The organism is Nocardia sp. NBC_01329, from assembly GCF_035956715.1.
Classification (GTDB): Bacteria; Actinomycetota; Actinomycetes; order Mycobacteriales; family Mycobacteriaceae; genus Nocardia.
The window spans coordinates 1,964,603-1,989,455 of record NZ_CP108381.1 but is presented as its reverse complement, the minus strand read 5'-3'; the positions used below and the strand labels follow the sequence as shown (position 1 = coordinate 1,989,455).

Sequence of the window (24,853 nt, the reverse complement as noted above, 5' to 3'; positions counted from 1 at the left end):
TATCGACACTGATAGGAACCTCGGCCGCGCGGTGCGCACCATCTTCGCCTGCGAATACCTCAGCTCCGAGGAGCTGTGTCACGAGATCCACAGCGGGTTGCAGGTGGTGGAGAATTGGAACTCCGGCAACAGCGTCATCTACTACGGCAAAGACGGCGCATTCACCGGCCCGGACCGCGAGCACACCGAAGTCTCCATGCTCGCACTGCACCTGCTGCAATCATCGCCGGTCCACATCAACACCCTGCTGCTGCAACGGGTGCTGCAAGACCCGCAGTTCCGTAACCCCATGGGAGACAACGAGCGCCGCGCCCTCTCGGCGCTGTTCTGGTCCAACATCAACCCCTACGGGCGATTCCTGCTGGACATGAACCGTCGCCTCGACCTAGCCGGGCAGGCCGCATAGCAGCGGGTTTCAGCGTTGCGGGTAGTCCTGGACGCGGCCGGTCTGCCTGTACTGCTCGACGGGGATCGTTTCGATGCCGGATCGCATCCGAGCCCGGCGCTTGGCCTGCGTTCGTGTATTCGCGGGTAGAGGCTCTTCCGCCGTGTTGGTGGCCTGGCAGTAGAAGTCGAGGTTGCTTTCTCGTCAGCTGGCTGCAAAGGCCTGTTTGCGTGACAGGGTGATTCGGCGGCGTTTCAGGTCGACGTCGATGACCTTCACGTGGAGATCGTCGCCGACCTCGACGACGTCTTCGGGCTTGTCCACGTGTCCTGCGGCCAGTTCGGAGTTGTGCACCAGCCCTTCGAAGCCGTCTGGGCGGTCCTCGATACGGACGAACGCGCCGAACGACACGAGCTTGGTGACGCGGCCGCGGACGATCTGGCCGACCTGCGCCACGATCTGCGGCATCGAATCTTCGTGAAGTGCCTTGAGCGACAGAGCCACACGTTCGCGCACCATGTCGACGTCGAGGACCTGTGCGGTGATCTCCTGGCCGACGGTGAGGATCGCGGAGGGGTGGTCGACGGGTCGCCAGGACAGTTCCGGAATGTTGATCATCGCGGTGAAGCCGCCGATGTCGACGAACACCCCGAAGTTGGCGATCTCGCTGACGGTGCCGGTGCAGATCTGGCCTCGGTGCAGGGTCTTCAACAACGCCCAGTCGTGGTCGCTCGGGGCCGGATCGGTCCTCCACCGGGCCCGCAGGACGCCGTCGCTGTCGGGCAGGACGGCGGTGAACAGGGGGTGGCGTTCCTCGACATTTAGGGACAGCACGGTTGCGGCCCGTGCGCCGGTGACCTGCGCTGCCAGTTCGGTGAGCTGGGTCTCGTCGGCAGTGATGCTGGTGATCTGTCCGTGTTCGTCCTCCCAGACGAGTTCGATCGAGTCGTCTTCGTCCGGGAGAGCAGCAAGGATCTCGACGATATCGGTGGACAGGTCCGGCCAGACGGTGAGTTGAGCACGAGGGGTGAGTCCGGCGCGTACCGCGTCGACAGTGTCGCTGGTGAGGCGGTGCCAGCGAGACACGTTGTAGATGTATTGCTCTTCCAGGATGACAGCTTGGTGGGTGGCGATGCACCAACGCAGCCGAGCCCAGAAAATGTCGTCGGCGGGTCGCTGTTCGCCGGGCTCCTCGCCGAAAAACGGATCGTAGGGGGATGCCTCGAGCCGTTCGGGAAACAGTCCCAGTGCGCGGGTACGGGACAACGCCCTGTCACAGGGCTGGTTGGTGCCGACGTAGACGTACAGGTCCCACCCGACGTCCACGTCGAACACGTCCTCTACCTCCAGGCGGCACGAGGCGCCGTCGCCGCGAAGCATTGCTCGAACCAGCTCCAAACCGACGGCCACCGGCACCTGCGCGCCGTCGTGGAAACCGGTGAGGTCGGGCGGGAAGAGCCCGGTCAGACCATGGCCTTCGACGAACGGCTCCAGGCCGAAGTGGGCGAAACCGGGGAGCAGCGGTTCTCGTATGGTCAGCTGGTCGACGCCGGTGTCTTCGGCGAAGGCGGCCACCGCCTGCAGGTAGGCGGCTTCGACCGGCCCGTGGTCGCTGTCCGTTTCCTCGTCGCCGACATAGCAGCCGTGCTCGTCGCGGTCGGCGGGGTCGTACTTGGTGACCCGGTAGGTGTAGGCCAGCACGTCACTGCCCTGTCCGGGTCGATGAGGACACCGTGGTCTTCTGGCGGTCCGGGACCCGATAGACCGTCGCTCGGCTGACGGAGAACAGTTCGGCGAGGTCGGCGATGGTGTGCTCGCCGGACCGGTGCTGCTGCAGCAACTGGGACTGCTGGCGGACCGATAGCTTGGGCTGCTTGCCTTTCAGCTTGCCCTTGGCTTTTGCGACGGCCATACCTTCGCGTGTTCTCATCCGCAGCAGATCGACTTCGAACTCGGCGAAGGTGGCCAGGATGTTGAAGAACATCTCCCCCATCGGGTCGGCCGGATCGTAGATGGCGCCCCCAACGACAACTTCACCCCGCGTGCGACCAGGGAGTCACCGATCTCGCGGGCATCGGGCACCGAATGGGCGAGCCGGTCGAGTTTGGGCACGGCCAGGGTGTCGCCGGCCCGGACGGCCGCGAGAGCTTGGTCGAGACCTGGCCGGGCGCGGCGAGTGCCGGTGAGGCCGTGGTCGAGGTAGATCCGGTCTTCGGCGACGCCGAGGCCACACAGCCTATGTCGCTGGGCAGTAAGGTCCTGCTCGTCGGTGGAGCAGCGAGCATAGCCGATGAGGGTTGCGGTCACACGGGAAGCGTACGGTAGACCTCCCCTCAGCGGACAGGTCAGCGGACACCCTGAAAGAGACGGCATCTCGCCTGGTCGGCACATCCAGACAAAGGTCCTCCTGTGTGTCCGTTGGAGGTTCGGCTTACGGACGCTGAGATCACGGTCTGCCGGGGCATTGCCGCTTCGTCCAGGGCCCCGATGTCCACCGGTGACACCGCATCGGTCTTCATGTACCTGGTGACACGATCCTTGACGGCACCCCTACTTTGCGGCTTGTGACAGCTTCAGGAGTTCTGGGCCGACTCGTTGACGATCGGTCACGTCGCACCGAGACCGCCGCACCTGCCCCGGTCCGATCACTCGCCCACCCTCCGTTCACGAGACGTGGCTCCCATCACAGCAGCAAACGATAACGGGAATCATTACCGTTATCGTAGGATGCTGACATGGTGATTCCGCGGCCCCGAACCCAGCTGGTCGCAACATCTCTCGCGCTCCCGGGCGGGCCCCGCCCGGGTCCACGGCTCGGGAAACATACCGACGCACAGTCGGCCGCAACGGCCCGTAACGGCGGTCACGCGAACAGAGCACCGGGGCGACCCACACAGCGGGGACCGCCGGAAACCGGACCGGCGTCACCGCTTCGGACACGCTTCCGTGGTCCCGGCAACCGACTCAGCACCTGAGCACGGACCGGGCTCCATTCGAACCACCGCCCGCCGCCGGCGCCGGCTCCCAGCCGGTCGAGCCGCACGACATCGGAGTTCTATGAGCCACGCCCTGCACATCCTCACCCGCACCGATCTGGCCGATATCGAGATCACCCCGGAGGAGGTCATCGAACTCGTCGAAGACGGGTATCTGGCCTTCGCCCGCGGCGAATCCCGCTGTCCGGTGAAACTCATGCTGCCGCTGCCGGATACCGAACGCGACGCAGTCTCGTATTCGATGCTCGGTTACGACGGATCGCTCGAGCACCTCGGTTTCAAGACCTCCTACCGCCAGGGCAGTACCAGCGCGGAGAAGTACTACACCACCATCAGCCTCTACGACGACACCACCGGATCACCGTTCGCGCTCATGGATTGCCAGCGGGTCGGTGCCGCGCGGACTCCGGCCACCACCGCGATCACCGCGAAATACGCCGCGCCCGAGGGAGCCTCGACCGCCCTGATGATCGGTACCGGTATCCAGGGCCGCAATACACTCCCCTACCTGCTGACCGCATTGCCGGGCCTGCAACGGCTACGGCTCTACGGCACCCATCCCGACGGAATCGCCGAGAGCCGGGCAGCACTGCGACGATGGTTCCCCGACCGGGAGCTCGAACTCGTCGACGATGTCCCCGCGGCGGTCGCCGAATCCGATATCGTCGTCGTGGCCTCGGGGCGCGCGGCGCATCCGAAGGTGCGCACCGAATGGCTGCGCCCGGGTGGATTGCTCATCTCGGTGGCGAGCAAAGGGGTCGAGAGCGGCGCGCTGCGGGCCGCTGACTACACGATCGCCACCAGCACCGGACAACTCGGCGTCACCGGAACACGCCTGGCCGGCCACGACGGCGAACTCGTCATCGATGCCGAACTCCCCGATATCCTGGCGGGCCGCGCCCCGGGCCGCCGGAATCCGGCCGACCGCGTATTCGCCTTCTCCAGCGGGATGGTCATCACCGATATTCCGGTGGCCCACGCCCTGGCGACCCGCGCCGTGGCGGCCGGTCGCGGACAGCAGGTGCGGCTGTGGACCTGACCGCACCCGGCCGACTCCCCACCCTGCCCGCGCTCGAACCCGGCTGGCAACGCGCACTGCGCGCCGACCCGCAGTCGCTCTTCGAGATCCACCACGCGGTCGGCGGACCCTTCCATGTGGTCAATCCCCCGCAGTTCGCCACCAATCTGACCGCGTTCCAGGACGTACTGGCGCGGTCCGGGGTGCGCGGCCGGGTCTACTACGGGAAGAAGGCGAACAAAGCCGGCTGCTGGCTGACGGTAGCGGCCGACCTCGACGCCGGGGTGGACGTCGCCTCCGAGCAGGAGCTCGTGCACGCACTCGCCCACGGTGTCCGCGGCCGCGATATCGGTGTGACGGGTGCGGCGAAAACCGACGCGCTACTGCGCTTGGCGGCCCGCCACGATTGCCTCGTCGCCATCGACGCACTCGACGAACTGGAACGGGCAGCCGAGATCGCCCGGTCGGCGGGCCGGTTACGAATCCTGTTGCGCCGACTGCCGCCGAACGCGCCGCACAGCCGCTTCGGATCGACGGATACCGATCTGAAACACGCCATCGACCGCTGCGCCGAACTGCGCGAACATCTCGAATTGACCGGGTTCTCGTTCCATCTCGACGGCTACCAGGTCGCGCCGCGGGCCGAAGCGGCGCACGAGCTGATCGAATTGTGCGCACGAATCCGGGAGCAGGGCCTGCCGGTATCCGCGATCTCGATCGGTGGCGGTTTCGCCTGCCGGTATGTCCGGGACGAGGACTGGGCCACCTTCACTCGCGACCACGACGACCGATGGTTCCACGCGGGCAAGCGGTTCGAGAAGTTCTACCCCTACGCCCAGCAGCCCACCGGCGCGGCCATGCTCGAAGCCGTCCTGAACGTGGAATACCAGGGGCGTACGCTGGCCGATCGGTTGCGCGCCGACGATATCGACCTGTTCCTGGAACCGGGGCGCGCGCTGCTCATCGATGCCGGATTCACGGTCTTCCCGGTGCTCGGGTTCAAACAGAACGCGGACTATGGCATCACCACCGCACACGGGCTGAGTATGAGCGTGTCCGAGCAATGGAAAGGCAGTGAGTTCCTGCCCGATCCGATCCTGATCCCGCGCACCGCCGACGCGAACCCGCGACCGGTCGCCTCCTGTGTGGGCGGTGCCAGCTGTATGGAATACGACGTCCTCACCTGGCGCAAAGTGGTCATGCCGCAGCGCCCGCGCCCCGGCGATCTGCTGCTGTACCCGAATACCGCCGGCTATCAGATGGACAAGAACGAGAGCGAATTCCATCAACTCCCATTGCCGCCGAAGATCGTGGTGACCGGCACGGAGGACCGATGGCAGTGGAGGCTCGACCGGTGACCGCGACGCTACCGCTCGGCGGCGAGAACGTCGTGCGTCATGCCTCCGAATTGATCGGCGCCACTCCATTGCTCGAACTCGTGCGCACCGGGTCCGGCAGCAGACTGCTGCTCAAGCTCGAACAGTTCAATCCGACGGGCTCGGCCAAGGTGCGGATGGCCCGGGAGATGGTGCTCCAGGCCGAACGCAGCGGCAACCTCGCCCCCGGCGGACATATCGTGGAGCCCACCTCTGGCAATACCGGTACCGGCCTGGCGCTCATCGCCCTGGAGCGCGGGTACACCTTCACCGCGGTCGTCGACGACCACGCCGCGCCGGACAAGCTGCGCGCCATGAAGGCCATGGGCGCGCGACTGGTCACGGTGGAAGGCGACGGGAGCGGCGGCCCGAGCAGTGTGCGGCGCCGGAGTATCGCCGCCGAGATCGCCGCGACTACCGGCGCCTATCGCCCCGATCAGCACAACAATCCGCACAACAGCGCCGGATATCGAGAACTCGCCGGCGAACTGCACAAGGATCTGGCGACCGATATCGACTACCTCGTCGGCGCGGTGGGCACCGGCGGATCGCTGTGCGGCACAGTCGAGGAACTGCGCCGGCTCGGGTCCGACGTTCGTGCCATCGGGGTGGAACCGATGGGTTCCATCATCTTCGGTGGCGACCCGGGCCCCTACCGGCAGACCGGCGCGGGCAGCCCAGCAGGCTTCCCGGTCGGCGGCAACGTGAAGTACGAGATGATCGACGAGAACTGCCGGGTCGGCGATATCGACGCCTTCGCCACGGCACGGATGGTCGCGCGCCGCACCGGCATCCTGATCGGCGGCACCGCGGGCGCGGCCGTCCATGTGGCGCTGCGCAGACTGGTGCGGCTCCCGGCGAACAGCACGGTAGTGGTACTGGTGTGCGATGCGGGCGAGAAGTATCTCGACTCGGTGTACGACGAAGATTGGCTGATCGCTCGGGGCCTCTACGACCGGGCCGCCCAGCAGCGGATCGTGCGGCTCTTCCGGGCCTACGACGAATCGATGCGGCTCGCGGCCCGCGATCTGGAAAGGAGAGGAGCGTGACACGTGACATTCCAGTGGCGTAACTACCAGGCGATTCTGGCGCTCGCCGCACCGATCGCCGGAATCCAGCTCGCCCAGGTGGCGCTGACCACCGTCGATCTGGCCATGATGGGATTTCTCGGCGTAGCGGCCGTCGCGGCAGGCGGGCTGGCCCTGCTGCTGTACAACCAGCTGCGCACCATGTGCGTCGGTATGGTCACCGGCGCCGGGAATCTGATCGCTGCGGCGGCCGGGCGAGGCGAGAAGCGCACCGGGAGCGTGGAACTCGACGACGCGGCCCGCGCCGAGATCCGCGGTTACCTGCGCGCCGCGCTGGCGGTCGCCACGCTGACCTCCGGGGCCGGTGCCGTCGCACTGCTGACACTCGGCTACGCCTTGCGCTGGATGGGCCAGGACGCCGCCGTAATCGACCTGGCCCGCCCGATCATCTGGACGCTCGCGCCCGGGCTGGTGCCGATGCTGTGGCTGAACGTGCTGCGTCAATTCGCGGTCGGGATGCGCCGGGCGGGATCACTGCTGCGGGTCACCCTGTGGTCGATCGGGGTCAACGCGCTGCTCGACGCACTGTTCGTATTCGGCTGGTTCGGGGCCCCGAAGCTGGGGCTCGCGGGGATAGGGCTGGCCACCACCCTGGTCCAGTGCTGGACCTTCGCCGTCTACTTGCGCAGTGTCCGGCGTGATCCGGTTCTCGCTGACCTGCTGTCGCTACGCGCCTGGCAGGCCGATCGGCCCACAGTCGTGCGTATCGTGCGAATGGGGACACCGATCTCGCTGACCTACGGGGCCGAAGCCGCGATCACCTCCATCGCCACCGTGCTGATGGGCGGGTTCGGTCCCGTCGCGCTGGCCGCGAGCAATATCGTCAATCAACTCGCCTATATCGTGTACCAGGTCAATATCGGTCTGTCCCAGGGATCGTCGATCCTGGTCAGCCGGACCGTCGGCCAGGATGATCGGGCTGCCGTCGCGGCCATCGCACGCCGCACCTTCACGATCGGTTTCACCTTCATGACCGCGATCGGACTGCTGTACGTACTGGCACCACAACTCGTGCTCGCCCCCTTCCTCGGCTCGCACCGCGAGGACACCGCGGTGATCGCGGCAGCCTCGACGCTGTTGTGGTTCGCCATCGTTCAGCAGTACTGCAAGGGTTCGCAGAACCTGTGCATCGGCCTGCTGCGCGGTATCGGGAATACCAAGGCCGGGATGCAGAGCACCCTCATCGGGTACTTCACGATCGGCGTCCCCGCGATGCTGCTGTTCGGTCTCGGAGTCGGCTGGCACGGGCCCGGCATCTGGTTCGGTCTCTGTCTCGGGTTCGGGGCGACGGCGCTGCTCGTTCAGCGCAGGTTCCTGCGCGGACTCCGGGATGATCCCGCAGGGGATCGACTGGCGGCCGCCCGGGCCTGATCCGGGTATCAGTTCCTCGACGGCGACGGCTACATGATGGAGTACCCGGTCGCACGGGCCTACCCGGATCACCGCATCCAGCGGATCTACGGCGGCACCAACGACATCATGAAAGATCCACCGCGATCTCATGAGGGCCTGAATTTCGCACGGGACACCCCCGCCCCTGGGCAGTCCGGACCGGCGTCGCATTCCGGCCGCATCATTGCCGCTCGGCCCGAGCGGCGTGCGGCGATTTGTCATAGCGTTGCACCATGCAGGCCGATACACCGTCCGAGCGTCCTACCGGCACGCGGTTGACGTCGTTCGTCAACGACGGACTCACCTTCGATGTGATCGACGAGGGTCCACTCGACGGCATCCCGATCGTGCTGTTGCACGGATTTCCGCAGACGGCCGCGCAGTGGTCGCGGCTCACCCCGTTCCTGCACGAGCGCGGCTACCGCACCATCGCCCCCGATCAGCGCGGCTACTCACCCGGTGCCCGGCCCCGCGGACGCTTCGCCTACCGGATCAGCGCACTGGTCGGTGACACGGTCGCGCTGATCACGGCGCTGGGCGGTGAACCCGTGCATCTCGCCGGGCACGATTGGGGATCGACCGTCGCCTGGGCCACCGCGGCACAGCACCCGGATCTGGTCCGGACGCTCACCTCGGTATCGGTACCGCATCCGATGGCTTTCGCGCGCTCGCTGCTGAGCAGCAGCCAGGCCCTGCGCACCTGCTATATGGCGCTGTTCCAGGTGCCGTGGATCCCCGAAGTGGCGCTTTCCGCCGCTTTCCGCGCGGCTGGTTCGGCCGGCGATACGAGCCTGCGGCGCCGTGCCGCCGCCCTATCGGGCCTCGACGACGAGCAGTTGGATCGGTTGCGCAGCGATATCGTCGACGGCGGCGCCTTGCACTACGCCCTGAACTGGTACCGGGCGATGCCGTTCGTCGACCGGCGGCGAGCCGGGCAGAAGGTCAGTGCGCCGACCACACACGTATCGAGCACCCGGGACGTTTTCATAGCGCGTCGCGGCGCCGAGCTGACCGCCGAATACGTGACCGGCCCGTTCGACCACGAAATCCTCGACGCGACCCACTGGGTTCCGGAGGAACGCCCGGCCGACTTGGCCGCGATCATCGTCGCCCGCACCCGCGCAGCCGGATGAGGCACCCGACCCGGCCGCCGGCCCATCCATGAGCACGGAGAACGACCGGTCCGCCGATCCGTGGGCGTGCTCGACTGACACTCGGTAGTACGCCCTACTTCGGTGCCCGGAAGCCGCCGATCTTCTGCTCGAGCAGTTCGGCCAGCCGCAGCGGGGTGCGGTCCTCGAACATCGGACCGATGAGCTGCACTCCCACCGGCAGCCCCTCGGGGGACCGGCCCGCGGGTATGGCGGTGGCGGGCAGGCCGGGCATGGTGGCCACACCGGCCAAGACCAGCTGGTCGAAGTACGGGTACTCGACGCCGTCGATGTCGATGTGCCGGTCCTCCAGACCTCCGTTGTGGTCGTGTGGGAAGGCGGGGGTGGGCGTGATGGGGCACACCACGGCATCGAACTCGGCGAAGAGCTGCCGCCAGCCGGCGCGGTGGAGTTCGCGACGGTTGTTCGCCTCGACCCAGTCGCGGTGGCTGAGCACCATGCCGCGCAACCGCGCCGCATCGAGACTCCGGTCGTCCGCGCCCAGGGCGGCCGCGTGGGTCCGGAGTTGTTCGTACACGTCGACGGGCATACCTGCGGCGGCGTTCGACAGCATCAGCAGCATGTAGAGCGTCGCCGCTTCGGTCGGATCGGGCAGCAGCGGACTGCGCCGCTCGACGCGAGCACCCTCGTCGATGAGCGCCTCGGCGACCCGGTTCACGCCCGCCCGCACCGCCGATCCGGTCGGAATGAGCGGATGGTCCTCGATGATCAGGACACGGAAGTCGGCCAGCCGCTCGTGGCGCGCGGGCGGCAGTGTGACGCCGTGGGCGACGCCGTGGGTCAGCGGGTCCGGTCCGGCCATCACGTCGAGCAGGAGCGTGAGGTCGCGGGCGGTGCGCGCCATCGGACCGACAACAGCAAGGTCGAGATCGACCGGCAATGCCGGCGCGGGCGGCGCGACCATCCCGCGGGCCGCCACCAGGCCGAGTGTCGGCTTGTGCGCGTAGACACCGCAGAAATGCGCGGGGGTGCGCAGCGAACCGGCGAGGTCGGAGCCGATGGACAGCGCGCCGAATCCGGACGCCAGGGCCGCCGCCGAACCACCGGAGGACCCACCCGAGGTCCGGCCGTGATCCCACGGATTATTGGTGGTGCCGTAGATCTCGTTGAAGCTCTGGATATCTCGCAGCATCAACGGCACATTGGTCTTACCGAGCAGCACCGCGCCGGCGGCCTTCAGCCGCGACACCTGTACCGCGTCCTCCGCGGGCACATGATCCCGGTGCGCCGGCATGCCCCAGGTGGTGGGCAGCCCGGCGATGTTGTAGGACTCCTTGACCGTCACCGGAATGCCGAGCAGCGGCCGGTCCTCGCCGCGGGCGCGCGCCCGGTCGGCAGCGCGTGCGGCGTCCCGCGCGCGGTCGAAGTCCGGTACACAGATCGCGTTGATCGCCTTGTCGTCGCGCTCGATACGGGCGATCGCCTCGTCGGTCAGTTCCACCGAGGTCACTTCACCAGCATGTAGGGCGGCCGCGAGTTCTTCCGCCGAATGAAAATTCCGATCCATGGAATCCGACGCTATTGGGCCGCCGGAGAGGACATAAAACGCCGCTCCGCACAACGGGAAAGTCGAACGGACCACCTGCATCGGTGAAGTCACGCACTCGTTGTGCCATCGAGGACATCCCACCCCAGGTCACAGCGTCGACAGTGCGCCGACTTCATGAGCGCGGGGCATGAAATGCCGATTCGCACAACGGGATGGATGTCTCAATGCTCATCGTGCTCTTCTCCGCCACGGACTGTTCGCCCGACCGTCTGCCACGCGATGAGGTGATTCGCCAGGATGGCTTTCGGTTCCGAGCCGAACAGCATGCCGTCCACTGTCGGCATACACCAACGCCACCGGGCCGTCCGGTGTTTCGACTGTTATCGGCTGTGCGCCGCCTTCGATATCGACGACCGCCGATCGGCGGTGCCAGAGCGCCGCATGACCGCTGATCCACTACCCCGGTGATCAGCGCGGCGCCGCGATATAGGTAGAAGGCTGATCGATCCACCGTGATCGAGGCAGGCTGTCAGGCCCCTCCTTTATGGTGGCGGTCATGGTCGCTATCGAGGTGCGCAGCCGGGTGTCGGGCCCGTCCGCCGATGATCTGCCGGCGGTGCTGGTACAGCTGGCCGAGGGTTGTAGTACCGCGCGGGAGCTGATCCGGTGTGCGGTCGAGGAGCAGATCCGGGAGCCGCGTGCCGATGCGGCGCGTTGCCGGCGGATCCTCGACCGCCGGTATCTGTCCGACGGCGATCTCCGGGCGCAGGCGGCCACCGGGTTGATCAGGATGCCGCGGCAAGCGCGGGCGGAAACGGACGTGGCCGAGGAGGTGGCCCGGGCGCATCGGACATTCGTCCAGGGCATATTCGCGGTCTTCGCCGGTGGGCGGCAGATCGTCGACCTGGACGAGGAGCTCGCGTTTCGGCTCGGCGAGCCGGTCGTGTTCCTGCGGCTGGTCGCGCTGGTGGGAGGCTGATTGCCGGTGGAGCGAACCATACCGGAGGACTACATCGACATCGTCCGTGAGCAGCGTGAGGCGCTGTGGCGGCTGGTGGACCAGGCACGGATCGTGGCGAAGGCCGGCGACCGGGCGGGCCTGTGGGACACCGCCGGGCAGATCCGGCGCCGGATCAAGCAGGGCGACCGTCGGGCCATCGGTAATCTGGCACCGCACGTGGGTGACATCGTCGCGGAGATCGATGCGCTCTACGACGCCGGCTTCCCGGTCGACCAGCCGGACGACATCACCGGCCTGTTGGATACGCCGTGGCCGACGGCTCAGCGGAAAGCCCTGCTCGCCGCCTTCCTCGGGCGCGACGTGCGGCACCGGCTGGGGCTGGATGAGGTGGCGGAGCAGGCCATCGCCGCCACCGACACCCACCTGCTCCGGGTGCTCGTTTTCACCCCGTTCAATTCGTTCACCCCGTTCGCTCTCGGCACCTTGCGCCGAGAGACCGTGGGGCGCATTCTCGACACGTTGCACCGGGCCGACGCCATCGACGCCACGGTGGTCGAACGGGCTTTCACCGACGACCCCTACCTCGGCTACGCCGTCATCGGCCACTCGCCCTCCGGCGACGTGACCGGTCCGCCGTTGGCCTGCGCGGACACCGTACGGGTCTATGTGGATGCGTTGACCTGGCGGCTCGTCTCCGCATCTACCCCGGCAGGCTGGGATGAGTTGCCCAAGGTGCTGGTACCGCGTGGCTTGCGATACGTTCAGGCGGCACTGACATGGGGCGGCGACCAGAACGTGGCCGATCACCTCGGGGCGGCGGAATTGACCGATGAGGAACGCGCTGCCCTGCTCGACTCCCTGCGAGGTCGGTCGGAATCCGAGCAGCGCCGCGTGTTCGGGTGGCGGCTGCGCGCGGGTGACGCCGATGCGCTGCTACCACTTTTCGGCCTGGCACGAGCTGCGCCGTTGCTGCGCCTGATCCGGGCGATACCGGTCGGCGAAGTCACCCGCCTGGACCGGGCGGTCCTGCTCGCCGCGATCGAAGACGCCGGCGAGGACGCCGCGCGGCGCTTGCTGGAACTCGAACCGAATGAGCTGGTTTCCGCGGTGATGGGTTGGAACCGGGCCCACGTGGTGAAGCGCTTCGCGCGTAACGCACTGCAGGGCATCGCCGCGTTCGGGATGCTGCCCCTGGCTCCGGATGAGACGGTCCTCGACCGCTATCTGGCGTTGCGTGAGTCCGCGAAGAAGGGTGCCGAGCTCGGCCCCAACCGCCGACACAGCCACGCCGCCGCGATCGAGGTCGCCCTCGATCACTTGGCGCAGGTGGCCGGGATCGCGGAGGCGAGCCGCCTCGAATGGGACTGTGAGGCGCGCATCGCCACCGATACCCCCGCCGAAGCGGAGGTCGGCGAATACCGGATCGCGTTGCGGTTCGACGGCGCCGACCCGGTGCTGACGGTCAGCCGGGCGGGCAAGGCGCTCGGGTCGGTGCCGGCTGCGGTCCGCGCCGATCCCGGCTACCGGGGGCTGCGCGAGCACCAGCAGCGACTCCGGGACCAGGCTCGCCGGATGCGGACGGGGCTGGTGGAGCGGTTGGTCGCCACCACCGGGACGTTGGCGCCGGACGAGCTGGCCCGACTGCTGTCGTTGCCAGCCGGTGCGGCGATGCTGCCTGCGCTGCTGTGGCGGGACCGAGCGGGCGTGATCGACCTGCTCGACCGAGTCGACACCACCGGCCCGGTCACCGCCGTCCACCCCGTCGAACTGCATGAGCGGCGGGTGCTCGCCGACTGGCAGGCCGAGATCGTGCGGTCCCGCCTCCAGCAGCCGGTCAAGCAGGCGTTCCGGGAGCTGTACGTGCTCACTCCGGCAGAACGCGAGGCGGGAGAGGTGTCGCGGCGGTTCGCCGGTCAGACGGTCGACGGCAGGGTGGCGGGTCAGTTGCTGTCCGGTCGGGGCTGGTTCACCCACGGTGAGTACGACGACCATCAAGCGACCCGCGCCGTCGGCGGCGGCCTGATCGCGGCGCTGCGCTGTGACTTCCACGGCTACTTCGGAATGGGCGACGTCGTTGTCGGCGACGTCCGCTTCCTGACCATCGGCCACCGTGATGCGGGCCGCTACGGACCCCCGACCGGGTCGGGCAGCGTCGGTGGCACGCCGGTGCCGCTGGTCGATGTACCGCCGGTGGTTTTCTCCGAGGTCATGCGAGACCTGGACCTGGTGGTATCGGTCGCCGGCACCGAGCCGCAGGCATACCCGTCCCCGGGAGCAGGCGACGAGTCGGGCTCAGGTGCTCGCGGCGCTCATCGGTGACCTGGGGGCCGGCCCGGGTCACCGGTGAGGGACACTGGGCTCGACTCCCTCACGGGCAAGACCGCTTTCTGACCCGACTCAGCAGCGAAACCCGCCGAATCTCGATGTCATAGTCCAGGAACGAGGTTCGATGCCGAACCGCCCCGTCCGACCCCATCCGGTCGCTGACCGCACGACGGCCGGCGCACCTGCCGCCGGACGCCCGGCCACGTCCCTCGGTCGACCACGACGACCAACTGCTCCGTATCCCACGGACCCTCATCGGCGACTCCGGCACCGACTTCTACCACCCGCACCGAACAGAATTGATACCGCGACACCACCGGACCGGCAGCAGTGCGCCGATTGCTTTCCACGAGACCGGCACTTCACCGGAAAGCGTCGACGTTCTCCTCAGCCCATTGCGCGAAGGTCCTGGCCACTGATCCCGTCACCCGCGGGACCGTGCTGCCTATGCGGCCGCGGCGGACGCTGACCTGGGATCAGGGTAAGGAACTCGCGCTGCACCAGCAGATCACCGAACGCACCGGCACACGAGTGTTCTTCTGCGCCCCGCACTCTCCGTGCAGCGCGGCAGCAACGAAAACATGAACGGACTGCTGCGGGACTACTTCTCCAAAGGTACTGACCTGCATGATATTACGGCTGCTGAGCTGCCGCGGATCGCCGATGAGGTCAACAACCCGCCTCGCAAGGGCCTCGGGTGGGCCAGGCCAGCCGACTTGGTCACTGGGGAGGAAGCCGCAGCGGTGTAACCCATTCCGCCACAACCAGTGGCGGCTCAGCCCGGAAAATGGCCGTCGGATCGCGGTCTAGCGCCGCCAGAAGCTCATCCACATCGGGTGTGGGCCGAGCGCGCCCGTATTCGTGGAACCGCGGGTTGCGATCGGGCCAGTACAGCGACCACAGCCTTGTCGTGCTCGTGTACCTCAGCCGGGCAATCGGAAACCTGGTCCACTCAGCACCCAAGCCTTCCCGCCACGGCGGGCGGCTTTCCGGAACCGTCACATGGCGCGGGGCAATACCTGCTTCTACGCGAATTTCATTGCGCACATGCGTTGACACCCGGTCGCGGCACCACCGCCGCACCCGGGCAACATCCAACTCCGGTAACCCCACACCGCTGTGTCGGCGTCATCTCTCAGGCCAGGGACCGGTGTCGTGGCCCGTGCCGCTCAACCGGGAAGGGGAGACAACGTGCGGGCGGGTGTCACCTGCTGGCAGTGCACGATGAGGTCGAACCATTCCCTGGCGGACCCGCCGGTCATGTAGTGACCGTCATCGGTGTCGTAGTCGCGGCCGATCATCCTGAATTCGGCTGTGCCGGACAGCCAGTCGGTCACCGCCGGAGGTTGGGCGGCAGACAGGTCCAGCAGATAACAGTCGAGGCCTGCCGCGCCCAGTATCGACTCGAACTACCGCGGTGTGGACCCGGGTACGTGCACGCGATCCCGTCCGTCGAAGGTGGCCAGATCACCGCTGTGGAAGGTGATCCCGATCGACTTGTAGCTCGTGCCGAGGCGTTCGCGCAGGTAGCTACCCGCGTTACGGGATACATCGGCCGGGTTGGGCGGAAAACCCCGGTAGCGGGCGTTGGCGGTGTGGGAGCTGGACGACCAGAACAGCACCTTGCGCCCGGTATGGCGGTGCCACCATTCGACGTTCTCGGCGAACGCTGCCTCGTAGTAGGCCATGTTGAAAGGGTCCTCGGGCCGGTTGTCGTGGTCGTGCAGCTCATGGAACTGCACGACCACCCGCGCGGCCTGCACCACCCACCCGGGCTCATCGTGGGCAGCAGCTACATCCGCGACCAGCCGGTACGCCGCGCGGACGCGCTCGACCAGGCCCGCACGATGCGGCAGACCGCGGAAACGGTCGACATGGGCGTCGATATCCTCGCCGGGGCGCGCATCGAGGTACAGGTCCTCCAACTCGGCGATCCGGTCGGCAGCGACCTCCCGTACGTACTCCACGACCGTGTCGTAGGCACGGTGGTCGACCGCGTGCGGGCTCACTCCCACCACCCGCACCGGGTCCGCGGGATGGTCCCGATTGAAAACCCTTGCCCACCGAACCAGCGCAAGTACCTCCTCGGTCGCGGCGAAAGCCTCGGCAGCGGCAAGTATTTCGCGGGGATCTCCGACCCCGGTGCGCACGAACGCGTCCAACCGCAGACCCAACGTCCAATCCTGGTCCAAGGCGATGACCCGGAACCCCGCCTCGCCGACGAGCAGACGGGCGATACGGTCCTGCAGCGCGAACACCTCGTGCGCCCCGCGAGTGCCGGCCCCATAACCCACCACCGACGCATCTCCCACCATCGTCACCAGCGGCCGTAGATCATCGCGGGGCGCCGACGGCTGCACCGTCACCAACGGGCGAGCCGCCCGCACAACCCACTGCCCGACGGTCATATCCTCCGGCGGAACCGCTGAATCGTCGCCGCTTGCGCCGCCTTGCCCTTCGACACCCGAGAACTCCATGACAACACTCTGAAACCCCAACCTCGCTTCAGGTCAATAGGCGACACACCCATGCCCAACCAGCACCGCGACATCGACCGGACCGAGCCCACATCGAAAGACACCCACCCCGGCACGGCCCCGTATCTGGTGACTCGTTCGCTCGACCCGACCGGTGCCGGTCGGGCACGATGGACGATACGCTGGAAGCCCGCGGTCAACGCGTTCGCGATCACCTTCGCTGACCGCTGGCCCGACGCCCGAACCTACTGAGAGAAACCGCCGGAAACACCGATAGCGAGATAGTCCCCCCTTCCCCACATAGCGTGCAAGGCCATTGATGTCGAGCAGAATCCTGGCGACGTCGGAATTCACTGGGAACCGACTCGAGTTGCGTGTGGCCGAGACGATTCACGACCAAAGCCACTCGGTTACCGGCAGCAGTTGGGATCCAGGACCAAGCACAGAGCCGATAGGGCATCGCGATGTGCGCGGTGGATGACGCTCATGCCTTGGCGCTCCGATTGGACGAGCCCGGCTTTGCGGAGTTGGCCGAGGTGGTGGCTGACGGTGGATTCGGTGAGGCCGACCGCGGTGGCGAGGTCGCCGCCGTTCGCGCCGGTGACAGGGCTGGCCAGCAGTAGCGACATGAGTTTCACGCGAACGGGGTCGGCGAGGGCTTTGAGCCGCAGCGCGACGTGCAGGGCTGCTTCGTCGTCGACCGGGCCGGCGGCCACGGGGGCGCAGCAGACGGGGGCGGTGGTGTCGATGACGGGCAGTGCTTTGGGCATGCTCCGATCCTACCGTGACAATTGACATATGTCGAAAAGGTGGCACACTCGTCCGTGTCAGCTCTTCGATATATGTAACATAACTGGAGGTCGTCATGTCTCGTGTGCAGCTCGCTCTGAATGTCGATGATCTGGACGCCGCGGTCGGGTTCTACTCGACCCTGTTCGGTGCGCAACCGGCGAAGCGGAAGCCTGGATATGCGAATTTCGCGATCGACGAGCCGCCGTTGAAATTGGTGCTGATCGAGAACCCGGGCCAGGGTGGCAGCGTCAACCACCTCGGGGTGGAGGTCGATTCCCCGGAGAAGGTACATGCCGAGATCGCGCGCCTGTCCGAGGCGGGGTTGTTCACCGAGGAGCAGATCGCGACCACATGTTGCTTCGCGACTCAGGACAAGGTGTGGGTGACGGGCCCGAACGAGGAGCGTTGGGAGGTCTACACCGTCCTGGCCGATACTGAACACTTCGGCGCCGCACCGGTATTCGCCGAGATGAGCGACGGTCAAGCAGTGCAGGCATGCTGCGGCAGCGACGGTCGCGGCGACAGCACCGGTCAGGAGAACGAAGCCGGCCGGGGGTCCGAGATAGCATGCTGCACGCCGACCGCCGCCGCCCAGTAGATCCCGGGTTCATGGATTGACCGAGATCGATACCGCGCCCGCGGCGGTGGGGTTGCCGCGGGCGGGGCGCCGCCGGGTGTTGGCGGTGCTGTCGTGGTCCTGGCCGCGCTCGCTGTCTCGACGGCGTTGCTGGGGCCGGTGTCGGCCGGGCCCAGCATCACACAGGTGGGTTGCCCGTCAGGTGCCGGCGGGCACCAGTTCGGCGATCAAGGCTTCGACGCGGGCGCGGATCTCGTCGCGAATCGGGCGCACCGCCTCTACACCCTTACCAGCCGGGTCCGGGAGATCCCAGTCGCGGTAACTGATACCGGGGAACACCGGGCAGGTGTCACCACAGCCCATCGTGATCACCACCGTGGAGGACTTCACCGCATCAGCGGCCAGGATCTTCGGTGCCTGCGCAGTGATATCGACCCCCACCTCGGCCATCGCTTGCACTGCCGCCGGATTCAGGCTCTCGGCCGGGGCACTCCCAGCGGAACGGACCTCGATCGCACCGGCGGCGAGGTGGGCCAGGAACCCGGCGGCCATCTGAGAACGCCCGGCGTTGTGGACGCAGACGAACAACACACTCGGCATCGGCGCAGGGCCCAGGGATTCGCTCATATCGTGCTCCGATGTTTCGAGAAAGGCAGGTCAGGGCCGGACCAGCGAACAGGGTTCGGCCGCCAACAGCTGGACGCGGGCGGCGATATCGTCGCGAACCAACCGCATCCGCTCGATCCCCTCGATCCCGCGCTCCGAGGGCTCGTCGGTCTCCCAGCGCCGCACCCGCACACCCGGGGGGACGTCGAGATTCGCTTCGCGGCCCAGGATCACCACCAGGTCCACCGCCGCGAGCAGTGCCTGGTCGACAGGTTTCGGGGTTTCACCGCCGATATCGACCCCGAGCTCACGCAGCGCGGCCACCGACAACGCGTTCAACTGATCACCGGGGTCGGTGCCGGCCGAATGCACCTCGACGCGATCCCCGGCCGCAGCGTGCAGCAGCCCGGCCGCCATCTGCGATTTGCCGCTGTTGCGGACACACACGAACAGCACCTTCGCGAGTGTGGTCACCGGGAGCCCGCCTCGACCGGCGTCGCGGTATCGCGGAACCGGTTGCGCAGGGCCAGGGACACATACACCAGCCCGACCAGCACCGGCACCTCGATCAGCGGGCCGACCACACCGGCCAGCGCCTGCCCGGATGTGGCGCCGTAAGTGGCGATCGCGACGGCGATGGCGAGCTCGAAGTTGTTGCCGGCCGCGGTGAACGCCAGCGTGGTCGTGCGCTCGTACCCCAGCCCCATGACCGCGCCCAGCAGGTAGCCTCCACCCCACATGATCGCGAAGTAGGCGAGCAGCGGAACGGCGATCCGGACGACGTCGAGGGGTTGGGAGGTGATGCGGTCACCTTGCAGGGCGAACAGCACGACGATGGTGAACAGCAACCCATAGAGCGCCCACGGTTCGATCTTCGGGATCAGCGTGGATTCGTACCAGTCCCGGCCCTTCGCGCGCTCACCGAACCGGCGAGTCAGATAGCCAGCCAGCAACGGGATCCCGAGGAAGATCAGCACCGACTTCGCGATCTCCCACGGCGAGATATCGATCGTGGTCTGTTCCAAGCTCAGCCAGCCGGGCAACACCGACAGATAGAACCAGCCCAACACGGCGAACATGATCACCTGGAAGATCGAGTTCAACGCCACCAGCACCGCGGCGGCCTCCCGGTCACCGCACGCCAGGTCGTTCCAGATGATCACCATGGCAATGCAGCGCGCCAACCCCACGATGATCAACCCGGTGCGGTACTCCGGCAGATCCGGTAACAGCAGCCACGCCAGGGCGAACATCAACGCCGGGCCCAGCAGCCAGTTCAGTCCCAGCGACCCGATCAGGAGACGGCGGTCGCCGGTGACGGTGTCGAGGCGGTCATAACGCACCTTCGCCAGCACCGGGTACATCATGATCAACAGCCCGATCGCGATCGGCAGCGAGATCCCGTCGATCTCCACCGCCGCCAACCCCTCGCCGAGCCCAGGGATCACGCGGCCCAGCAGCAGGCCGGCGGCCATCGCCACACCGATCCACACCGGCAGGAACCGATCCAACGTCGACAACTTCGCGACGACACCCCGCTGCCCGCCGGTCGTGGTGATCTCGGTGCTCACGCGCTCACCTCGGCAGCCGCGCCGCTCTCGAACAGCAGCACCTCCGAGAGCCGCTGCAGCGCTTCCGGGACGACCCGGTAATACACCCATGACGCGCGGCGCTCGCTGGTCAACAGGCCGGCACCCCGCAACACCTTCAGGTGATGGGAGATCGTCGGCTGGGTCAGATCGATACCCTCGGACAAGTCACACACGCATGCTTCCAGCCCGGCCCGCGAGGCGATCGAACTCAACAGCCGCAGCCGAATCGGATCCGACAACGCCTTGAACACCACCGCCAACTCACCCGCGGTATCCGCCGACAACGGTTCCCGCACCCGAGGAGACGGGCTGCACGCCTCGACCGGCACCACCGGCAACTGCGACTTAGACATACATCGATATTGACAAGTATCTATCCCATAAGCAAACGAACACCTGGTGAACACCCCACCCCGAGAGGCTAGGCGGTCTCCTCGGCCGTCCACGAAAGGGGTGATCATGAACAGTCCGGGCCGAGGTGACGAGCCGCGGCTGCTCGGCTTGCGCATCGGCCGATCACCGCAGTCGTGCACCTACACCGGGCTCAACCACGCATGCACCGACTGCTGTTCGAACAGGCACCCCGCATCCCAGAAGGCATCGCACACCTGCGAAAACTCGAACAACTCCTCGCCGGCGAGGTGGCTCATCACCTGCGCCGCCTCGACCTCGCCATCCGGGTAGTGGGGCCTTTCGGCGGCCCCGGGCTCGGGCCTGATCATTTCGTGCCGTCACCGCGGTGTAGTTGGATGACTTTCTGCTCGTGACTGCTTGTGAAGTCCGGATCGACGTAGATGTGGACCGCACTGATGAGCGTGCCGCGGAATGTGAAGACATTGCAGAAACGGCCGGTCGAGACGCGCTGGTCCGGCCATCGGCGCCCGTCGGCAGTGACACCCCATTCACGACCTTCGACGATGATCCGGTCCCCGGCCACCATGATGTCCAGGCCGTCGATATCGTGTTCGAGGGCCGACAGGTCCGCCCAGAGTCGCTGTGCGAACTCGGCCATGTCCTGCTTGCCGTGTCCGACACCGAATTTCGGAAAGTACAGTTCCACATCATCGGCGTAGAGATCGAGCAACGCGGGATCACTCGCATCGATGAGCTCGAAAGCGCGGCGGACGATCGCTATGCGCTGGTCGGTGAGGTCGGTGGAAGCGGTCGAGGTCATGAAAGAACTCCTGTGTGCGTGCGAGACCGGATATCGCCGGTCATTCGGTTCGTGGGATTGCGCGTGTTGAGCGTGATGCGTTGACGAAAGGTCAGTTCGACAAAAAACGCCTTTCTGTATCCAGTAGTCCAAAACGATGGCGTGCGTGACCCGCGACCCGCGGTCGAGGACCGCGGGTCAGGTGACGAGGGGTTGCAGCCCCAGGGCGAAGACTCGCTGTAGCCGGTCGGGGACGACCCCGGCCTGGGCGCTGACCCGAAGCCCGGAGATCACAGTCACCACGAGGAGAGCGCCGTCGGCGGCGTCGATATCACGTCGCAAACTGCCATCGACCTGGCCGGCCCGGATCGCGTGCGCCAGCAGCGACAGGCGCTGCTCCAGTGAGGCTTCCAGAGCTCGTGCGATCCGTTCATCGCGTTCGCGGAGTCCAGGGGTCATGTAGGTGCCGACGACCATGCAGCCGGCCGCATGCCCTTGCCCGGCGGCCGCACGTTCCTCGGCCAGAACCAGCTCGGCCAGCATCTCCAGCCGTTCTCGCCCGTCACGGCTCTCGTCGGAGAGGATCGCTTCTTGCATCTGAGCCACGACCGACAGGTATCGCCGCAGGGCCTGGACGAACAACTCCTCTTTCGAGGTGAACGTGTTGTACAAGCTGCTGCGTCGGACGCCGGCGACCTCGCACAGCCGTTCGGTCGAGCTATCGCTGAACCCGAACACCCGAAACTGGCTCGCCGCCGCATCGAGGACTGCGGCCTCGTCGAATGCTCGCGGTCTGCCCATGGGCATGACCATACATCATTATGTATTTCAGAGTACAGAATGGTGCTGCGCGCACAGTCCGTGTCCGGTCAGCGCCTGGCTATACCCGTGATCAGCGCTTTTCCGTCCTTGGTGGTAGTGGTGATCCGCTGCCCGTATCGCATCGCTTCCGAATCGCCCGGCCACTGCTCGTGCAACTCGACGTCCCACACCTCACCGCCGGCGTCGCCGGCGGTGATGTACACGCAGTACCGCACTCCGTCGGGTTGCGAGTCGATACCGGCTTGCAGCGTCCCGACCCTAGAGATCCTGGCGTCCGGGGTGGCGAATGTGCGGGCGAGGGCGGCGTCACGTTCGACGTAATAGGCCCATTCGAAACCGAGTATCGCCAGCTGGGGTGTGCTGTGGTCGCCGGGATCGGCGCCGATGGTGATCGACCCCGTTCGGGTGCGGGTACATCCACCGGTGGCGTGATCCCAGCTCGCCGGCAGCGCCGAAGTACTGGCGGCCACGATGGTGGACGCGGCAGCCTGGTTCGCTTCGGGTGACACCCGCTCACGGCGTGCGGCCTCGACATTGACTGCCACTACCGCACCGATCACGGCAATGGTGGCGACCACGGCCAGCGACCAGGCCACGGTCGGCCACACCCGGCCACCGCCGCGGGCGGCCGCGGTCACCGACTGCGGCAGCACCGCCCGCACCACGCGCCCACCGGTTCCGGTCCGCGACGCCGCTGCAGCGTCGCTGTCGTCGAGGTCGAACACCGGGTCGTCGTCGCCTTCCTCGCCTGTGCGGCGAGGATCGTCGAGCCACCGCGACCATTCGCCGGCATACGCGTCCCCCTCCTCCTCGACACGATCCCGGCGGTCACGATTACCCGGTTTCGCCGGTGCGGCCAGGCCCGCGTAGGCGGGTAACCCGTTCAGCACGAACGGATTACCTGCCACGCCCGAGGGATCGGCTACCACCGAGCTGCCCTCGTCGTCGTACAGCTCGCTGCCGGCGACCGCATCTTCCGCGGCACCGGGGATCCGGGCACCGTCTCGTTCGGTCATGACGTTTCCAGGACCACACCCGCCTGCCCCGGCCGCCTGGGCCTCGGCGTCTCCTGATCCTGTCCGGCACCGGGCCGCGTCACCGGCGGTAGCACCGCACCGGTGGTACCCGGTTGGTCGCCGGGTCGTGGTAGCACAGGCGTGGGATCCGGCACCGGGAAAACAGGCTCGGAATCCGTGCCCGGCGCAGGGATCACCGGCGGCGAAGCGTCGCCGCTGGTGGTGTCTTCATCCTTCGGCCCGGAGGGGGTAGACGGGGACCGAGTGCCCCCGAGCCCGCCGAACAAGGCGGCTCCCGGCTGGTCACCGGAACCGGCCGGCGCGGTGGGAGCACCCCCGCCGGGGTGGAGCCCCGGCTCGGTACCGGGCCCGGCAGCGCCGGCAGCGCCGGCAGCGAGGGTCGATATGCCTTGCTCGGCCAACGCCGCGCCGGTATCGATGCCGTGCGTGGCGACCTGCACCACGCCGTCGATGAGTTTCGAACCGATCTCCACCCCGGCGTCCAGGGCTACCGTGCCCAACTGCACACCGGCAGCCAACGCGGCCTGCTGCAACGCCAGTTGCATGGCCTGCTGCGGATCGAGACCGACAGGTACACCACCGCCGGGAACACCGCCGGGAACACCGGCCCCCGCCGTGACACCCGGGGCCGTGGCGAAACCGTCGGGCACCGTGACCGTGGGCGCATCCGGGCCCCGGCCCAATGCCCGGGTGCGGCGGGTGTGGTCGTCCATCTCGTCACGGGCGTAGTTCACTTCGGTCACGCCGTCGCGGATGGTTTGCGCGGCGAGACCGATCACCGCATCCACATCACTTTGTGACTGCGCGGTCGCCAACATCGGACCGGCCTTCGTCCGAAAGTCCTCGATGACCGAATCGAGCCGGGACGCGGCGGTATCGCGCGTGGCATACGCATCGGTCAGCACCGTCGACAGCGACGTGTGATGGTCGGCCAACGCGACCGCCTCGGTTTCGGTGCGCGCAGCCACCGGCACCGCCGCCGGCGCGGTATCGGTGGATTCCAGCAGATACCGACCGGCCCGACCCGGCGCCTCAGCAGCCGCAGTGCGATCCGCGGCAGCAGCCAACGCAGCCAACACATCGGTCGGCCGAGCACCGTCACCCAACGAAGCCCGCAAATCCAGCAGCGGCTGCATCAACACATTCAACAGCGGATGCTCCCCGCCGGCAACGGTTTTCGTGGTAGCTCGCATCACGCCCCCTCGACGTCGGCGACCCCCGCCAACGCAGCCGCAGTACCGGCATCGATGGCGGCCAAGGCAGCACCCTGTTCGGTTACGGTCTGCCCATAGGCACCGAACAGAGCAGCGGCGGTTCGGATAGTCGCCGCCTGCGTCTGCACCGCCGCCGCGAAAGCATCCGCGAAATCTGCGCCGAACACACCGAGCCCTCCCAGCGGGGCGCCGGCAGCGGTGTCGACATGCCCGGCAGCCGCGCCCAGCAGCTCGGCCACCAACGCGGCCGCGTCAGCGAACCCGGCAGCAGCCTCCGAATCGTGAACGATAGATCCAGGCATCTGCGGAACCCCTTTGTCTCGATGTGGACCCACCACATTACGGCCGATCATCCATCGAACTCGCGGATCTTCGCCGCGA

General features: G+C 67.1%; 27 protein-coding genes and 3 pseudogenes. 13 read left to right on the top strand and 17 right to left on the bottom strand.

Annotation, left to right across the window (positions count from 1 at the left end):
- The first annotated feature begins 31 nt into the window (after positions 1-31).
- A complete protein-coding gene (locus OG405_RS09305; protein ID WP_327151217.1) occupies positions 32-406 on the top strand; it encodes a Tn3 family transposase in 375 nt (124 codons plus the stop codon).
- A 183-nt stretch (positions 407-589) separates the two neighbouring features.
- Here OG405_RS09305 and OG405_RS09300 read toward each other — a convergent pair whose 3' ends face one another.
- Positions 590-2,086: a S1 RNA-binding domain-containing protein gene (locus OG405_RS09300; RefSeq protein WP_327151216.1), complete on the bottom strand. Its 1,497-nt coding sequence runs from the start codon at positions 2,084-2,086 to the stop codon at positions 590-592.
- A gap of 1 nt (position 2,087) precedes the next feature.
- Positions 2,088-2,692 (bottom strand): annotated as a pseudogene (locus OG405_RS09295) (recombinase family protein).
- A gap of 750 nt (positions 2,693-3,442) precedes the next feature.
- Here OG405_RS09295 and OG405_RS09290 point away from each other — a divergent pair.
- From OG405_RS09290 to OG405_RS09270, 6 genes and pseudogenes are all read left to right on the top strand, one after another.
- A complete protein-coding gene (locus OG405_RS09290) occupies positions 3,443-4,420 on the top strand; it encodes an ornithine cyclodeaminase (RefSeq protein WP_327151215.1) in 978 nt (325 codons plus the stop codon).
- Positions 4,411-5,757, top strand: a complete 1,347-nt coding sequence (locus OG405_RS09285) for an alanine racemase (protein WP_327151213.1) — start codon at positions 4,411-4,413, stop codon at positions 5,755-5,757. Before OG405_RS09290 ends, OG405_RS09285 begins: the two co-directional genes overlap by 10 nt.
- Entirely contained in the window at positions 5,733-6,824 is a 1,092-nt protein-coding gene (locus OG405_RS09280; RefSeq protein ID WP_327151212.1) for a PLP-dependent cysteine synthase family protein, read from the top strand. Before OG405_RS09285 ends, OG405_RS09280 begins: the two co-directional genes overlap by 25 nt.
- Positions 6,825-6,827: 3 nt before the next feature.
- Positions 6,828-8,234: an MATE family efflux transporter gene (locus OG405_RS09275; RefSeq protein WP_327151211.1), complete on the top strand. Its 1,407-nt coding sequence runs from the start codon at positions 6,828-6,830 to the stop codon at positions 8,232-8,234.
- A pseudogene (locus OG405_RS29140) lies at positions 8,235-8,376 on the top strand (acyl-CoA dehydrogenase family protein); the annotation flags it as partial.
- 112 nt (positions 8,377-8,488) lie between these two features.
- Positions 8,489-9,388: an alpha/beta fold hydrolase gene (locus tag OG405_RS09270; RefSeq protein ID WP_327151210.1), complete on the top strand. Its 900-nt coding sequence runs from the start codon at positions 8,489-8,491 to the stop codon at positions 9,386-9,388.
- Between the two features lie 94 nt (positions 9,389-9,482).
- Here the strand turns inward: OG405_RS09270 and OG405_RS09265 are convergent, their stop codons facing one another.
- Both OG405_RS09265 and OG405_RS09260 read right to left on the bottom strand, forming a co-directional pair.
- On the bottom strand, positions 9,483-11,027 hold the full coding sequence (locus OG405_RS09265) for an amidase (protein WP_327151209.1): 1,545 nt from the start codon (positions 11,025-11,027) through the stop codon (positions 9,483-9,485).
- A 110-nt stretch (positions 11,028-11,137) separates the two neighbouring features.
- Entirely contained in the window at positions 11,138-11,260 is a 123-nt protein-coding gene (locus OG405_RS09260; RefSeq protein WP_327151208.1) for a hypothetical protein, read from the bottom strand.
- A gap of 212 nt (positions 11,261-11,472) precedes the next feature.
- Here OG405_RS09260 and OG405_RS09255 point away from each other — a divergent pair, with 212 nt between their 5' ends.
- The 3 genes and pseudogenes from OG405_RS09255 to OG405_RS29135 form a co-directional block, all read left to right on the top strand.
- Positions 11,473-11,895 (top strand): hypothetical protein, encoded by a 423-nt coding sequence (locus OG405_RS09255; protein ID WP_327151207.1) that lies wholly within the window; start codon positions 11,473-11,475, stop codon positions 11,893-11,895.
- Between the two features lie 6 nt (positions 11,896-11,901).
- Entirely contained in the window at positions 11,902-14,196 is a 2,295-nt protein-coding gene (locus OG405_RS09250) for a DUF4132 domain-containing protein (RefSeq protein ID WP_327151206.1), read from the top strand.
- A gap of 447 nt (positions 14,197-14,643) precedes the next feature.
- A pseudogene (locus tag OG405_RS29135) lies at positions 14,644-14,951 on the top strand (IS30 family transposase); the annotation flags it as partial.
- On the opposite strand, the gene OG405_RS09240 reads toward OG405_RS29135, so the two are convergent.
- The 3 genes from OG405_RS09240 to OG405_RS09230 all read right to left on the bottom strand — a co-directional run bounded on the left by OG405_RS09240 (position 14,923) and on the right by OG405_RS09230 (position 16,679).
- Entirely contained in the window at positions 14,923-15,249 is a 327-nt protein-coding gene (locus tag OG405_RS09240; protein ID WP_442790683.1) for a DUF3024 domain-containing protein, read from the bottom strand. The pseudogene OG405_RS29135 and the gene OG405_RS09240 sit on opposite strands and share 29 nt — an antisense overlap.
- Before the next feature lie 122 nt (positions 15,250-15,371).
- Positions 15,372-15,539 carry a hypothetical protein gene (locus tag OG405_RS09235; protein ID WP_327151204.1) on the bottom strand — a complete coding sequence of 56 codons (168 nt, stop codon included), beginning with the start codon at positions 15,537-15,539 and terminating at the stop codon, positions 15,372-15,374.
- Between the two features lie 72 nt (positions 15,540-15,611).
- Entirely contained in the window at positions 15,612-16,679 is a 1,068-nt protein-coding gene (locus OG405_RS09230) for an erythromycin esterase family protein (RefSeq protein ID WP_327151203.1), read from the bottom strand.
- A 51-nt stretch (positions 16,680-16,730) separates the two neighbouring features.
- Between OG405_RS09230 and OG405_RS09225 the strand changes: the two genes are divergently transcribed.
- Entirely contained in the window at positions 16,731-16,931 is a 201-nt protein-coding gene (locus OG405_RS09225) for a hypothetical protein (RefSeq protein WP_327152634.1), read from the top strand.
- A gap of 158 nt (positions 16,932-17,089) precedes the next feature.
- Here the strand turns inward: OG405_RS09225 and OG405_RS09220 are convergent, their stop codons facing one another.
- Positions 17,090-17,449, bottom strand: coding sequence for an Rv2640c family ArsR-like transcriptional regulator (locus tag OG405_RS09220; RefSeq protein ID WP_327151202.1), 360 nt, complete (start codon positions 17,447-17,449; stop codon positions 17,090-17,092).
- A 95-nt stretch (positions 17,450-17,544) separates the two neighbouring features.
- On the opposite strand from OG405_RS09220, the gene OG405_RS09215 reads away from it, so the two are divergent.
- Positions 17,545-18,069 (top strand): ArsI/CadI family heavy metal resistance metalloenzyme, encoded by a 525-nt coding sequence (locus tag OG405_RS09215; protein WP_327151201.1) that lies wholly within the window; start codon positions 17,545-17,547, stop codon positions 18,067-18,069.
- Positions 18,070-18,246: 177 nt separating this feature from the next.
- On the opposite strand, the gene OG405_RS09210 is transcribed toward OG405_RS09215, so the two are convergent.
- Genes OG405_RS09210 through OG405_RS09195 form a run of 4 tightly spaced genes read right to left on the bottom strand, consistent with a single transcriptional unit; the run spans position 18,247 to position 20,599 of the window.
- Positions 18,247-18,675, bottom strand: a complete 429-nt coding sequence (locus tag OG405_RS09210; protein WP_327151200.1) for an arsenate reductase ArsC — start codon at positions 18,673-18,675, stop codon at positions 18,247-18,249.
- A gap of 30 nt (positions 18,676-18,705) precedes the next feature.
- On the bottom strand, positions 18,706-19,071 hold the full coding sequence (locus OG405_RS09205) for an arsenate-mycothiol transferase ArsC (protein ID WP_327152280.1): 366 nt from the start codon (positions 19,069-19,071) through the stop codon (positions 18,706-18,708).
- 53 nt (positions 19,072-19,124) lie between these two features.
- Complete coding sequence (gene arsB, locus OG405_RS09200; RefSeq protein WP_327151199.1) at positions 19,125-20,225, bottom strand: ACR3 family arsenite efflux transporter; 1,101 nt, start codon at positions 20,223-20,225, stop codon at positions 19,125-19,127.
- On the bottom strand, positions 20,222-20,599 hold the full coding sequence (locus OG405_RS09195; protein WP_327151198.1) for an ArsR/SmtB family transcription factor: 378 nt from the start codon (positions 20,597-20,599) through the stop codon (positions 20,222-20,224). Before OG405_RS09195 ends, arsB begins: the two co-directional genes overlap by 4 nt.
- 201 nt (positions 20,600-20,800) lie before the next feature.
- Between OG405_RS09195 and OG405_RS29130 the strand changes: the two genes are divergently transcribed.
- Positions 20,801-21,013, top strand: coding sequence for a hypothetical protein (locus OG405_RS29130; RefSeq protein ID WP_442790682.1), 213 nt, complete (start codon positions 20,801-20,803; stop codon positions 21,011-21,013).
- On the opposite strand, the gene OG405_RS09185 is transcribed toward OG405_RS29130, so the two are convergent.
- From OG405_RS09185 to OG405_RS09165, 5 genes are all read right to left on the bottom strand, one after another.
- Positions 20,965-21,420, bottom strand: coding sequence for a nuclear transport factor 2 family protein (locus OG405_RS09185; RefSeq protein WP_327151196.1), 456 nt, complete (start codon positions 21,418-21,420; stop codon positions 20,965-20,967). The genes OG405_RS29130 and OG405_RS09185 overlap by 49 nt on opposite strands.
- A gap of 177 nt (positions 21,421-21,597) precedes the next feature.
- On the bottom strand, positions 21,598-22,200 hold the full coding sequence (locus OG405_RS09180) for a TetR/AcrR family transcriptional regulator (RefSeq protein ID WP_327151195.1): 603 nt from the start codon (positions 22,198-22,200) through the stop codon (positions 21,598-21,600).
- Positions 22,201-22,268: 68 nt separating this feature from the next.
- Positions 22,269-23,237, bottom strand: a complete 969-nt coding sequence (locus tag OG405_RS09175; protein WP_327151194.1) for a hypothetical protein — start codon at positions 23,235-23,237, stop codon at positions 22,269-22,271.
- Entirely contained in the window at positions 23,234-24,451 is a 1,218-nt protein-coding gene (locus OG405_RS09170; RefSeq protein WP_327151193.1) for a hypothetical protein, read from the bottom strand. Before OG405_RS09170 ends, OG405_RS09175 begins: the two co-directional genes overlap by 4 nt.
- Positions 24,451-24,774, bottom strand: coding sequence for a hypothetical protein (locus tag OG405_RS09165; RefSeq protein ID WP_327151192.1), 324 nt, complete (start codon positions 24,772-24,774; stop codon positions 24,451-24,453). Before OG405_RS09165 ends, OG405_RS09170 begins: the two co-directional genes overlap by 1 nt.
- Positions 24,775-24,853: the final 79 nt, after the last annotated feature.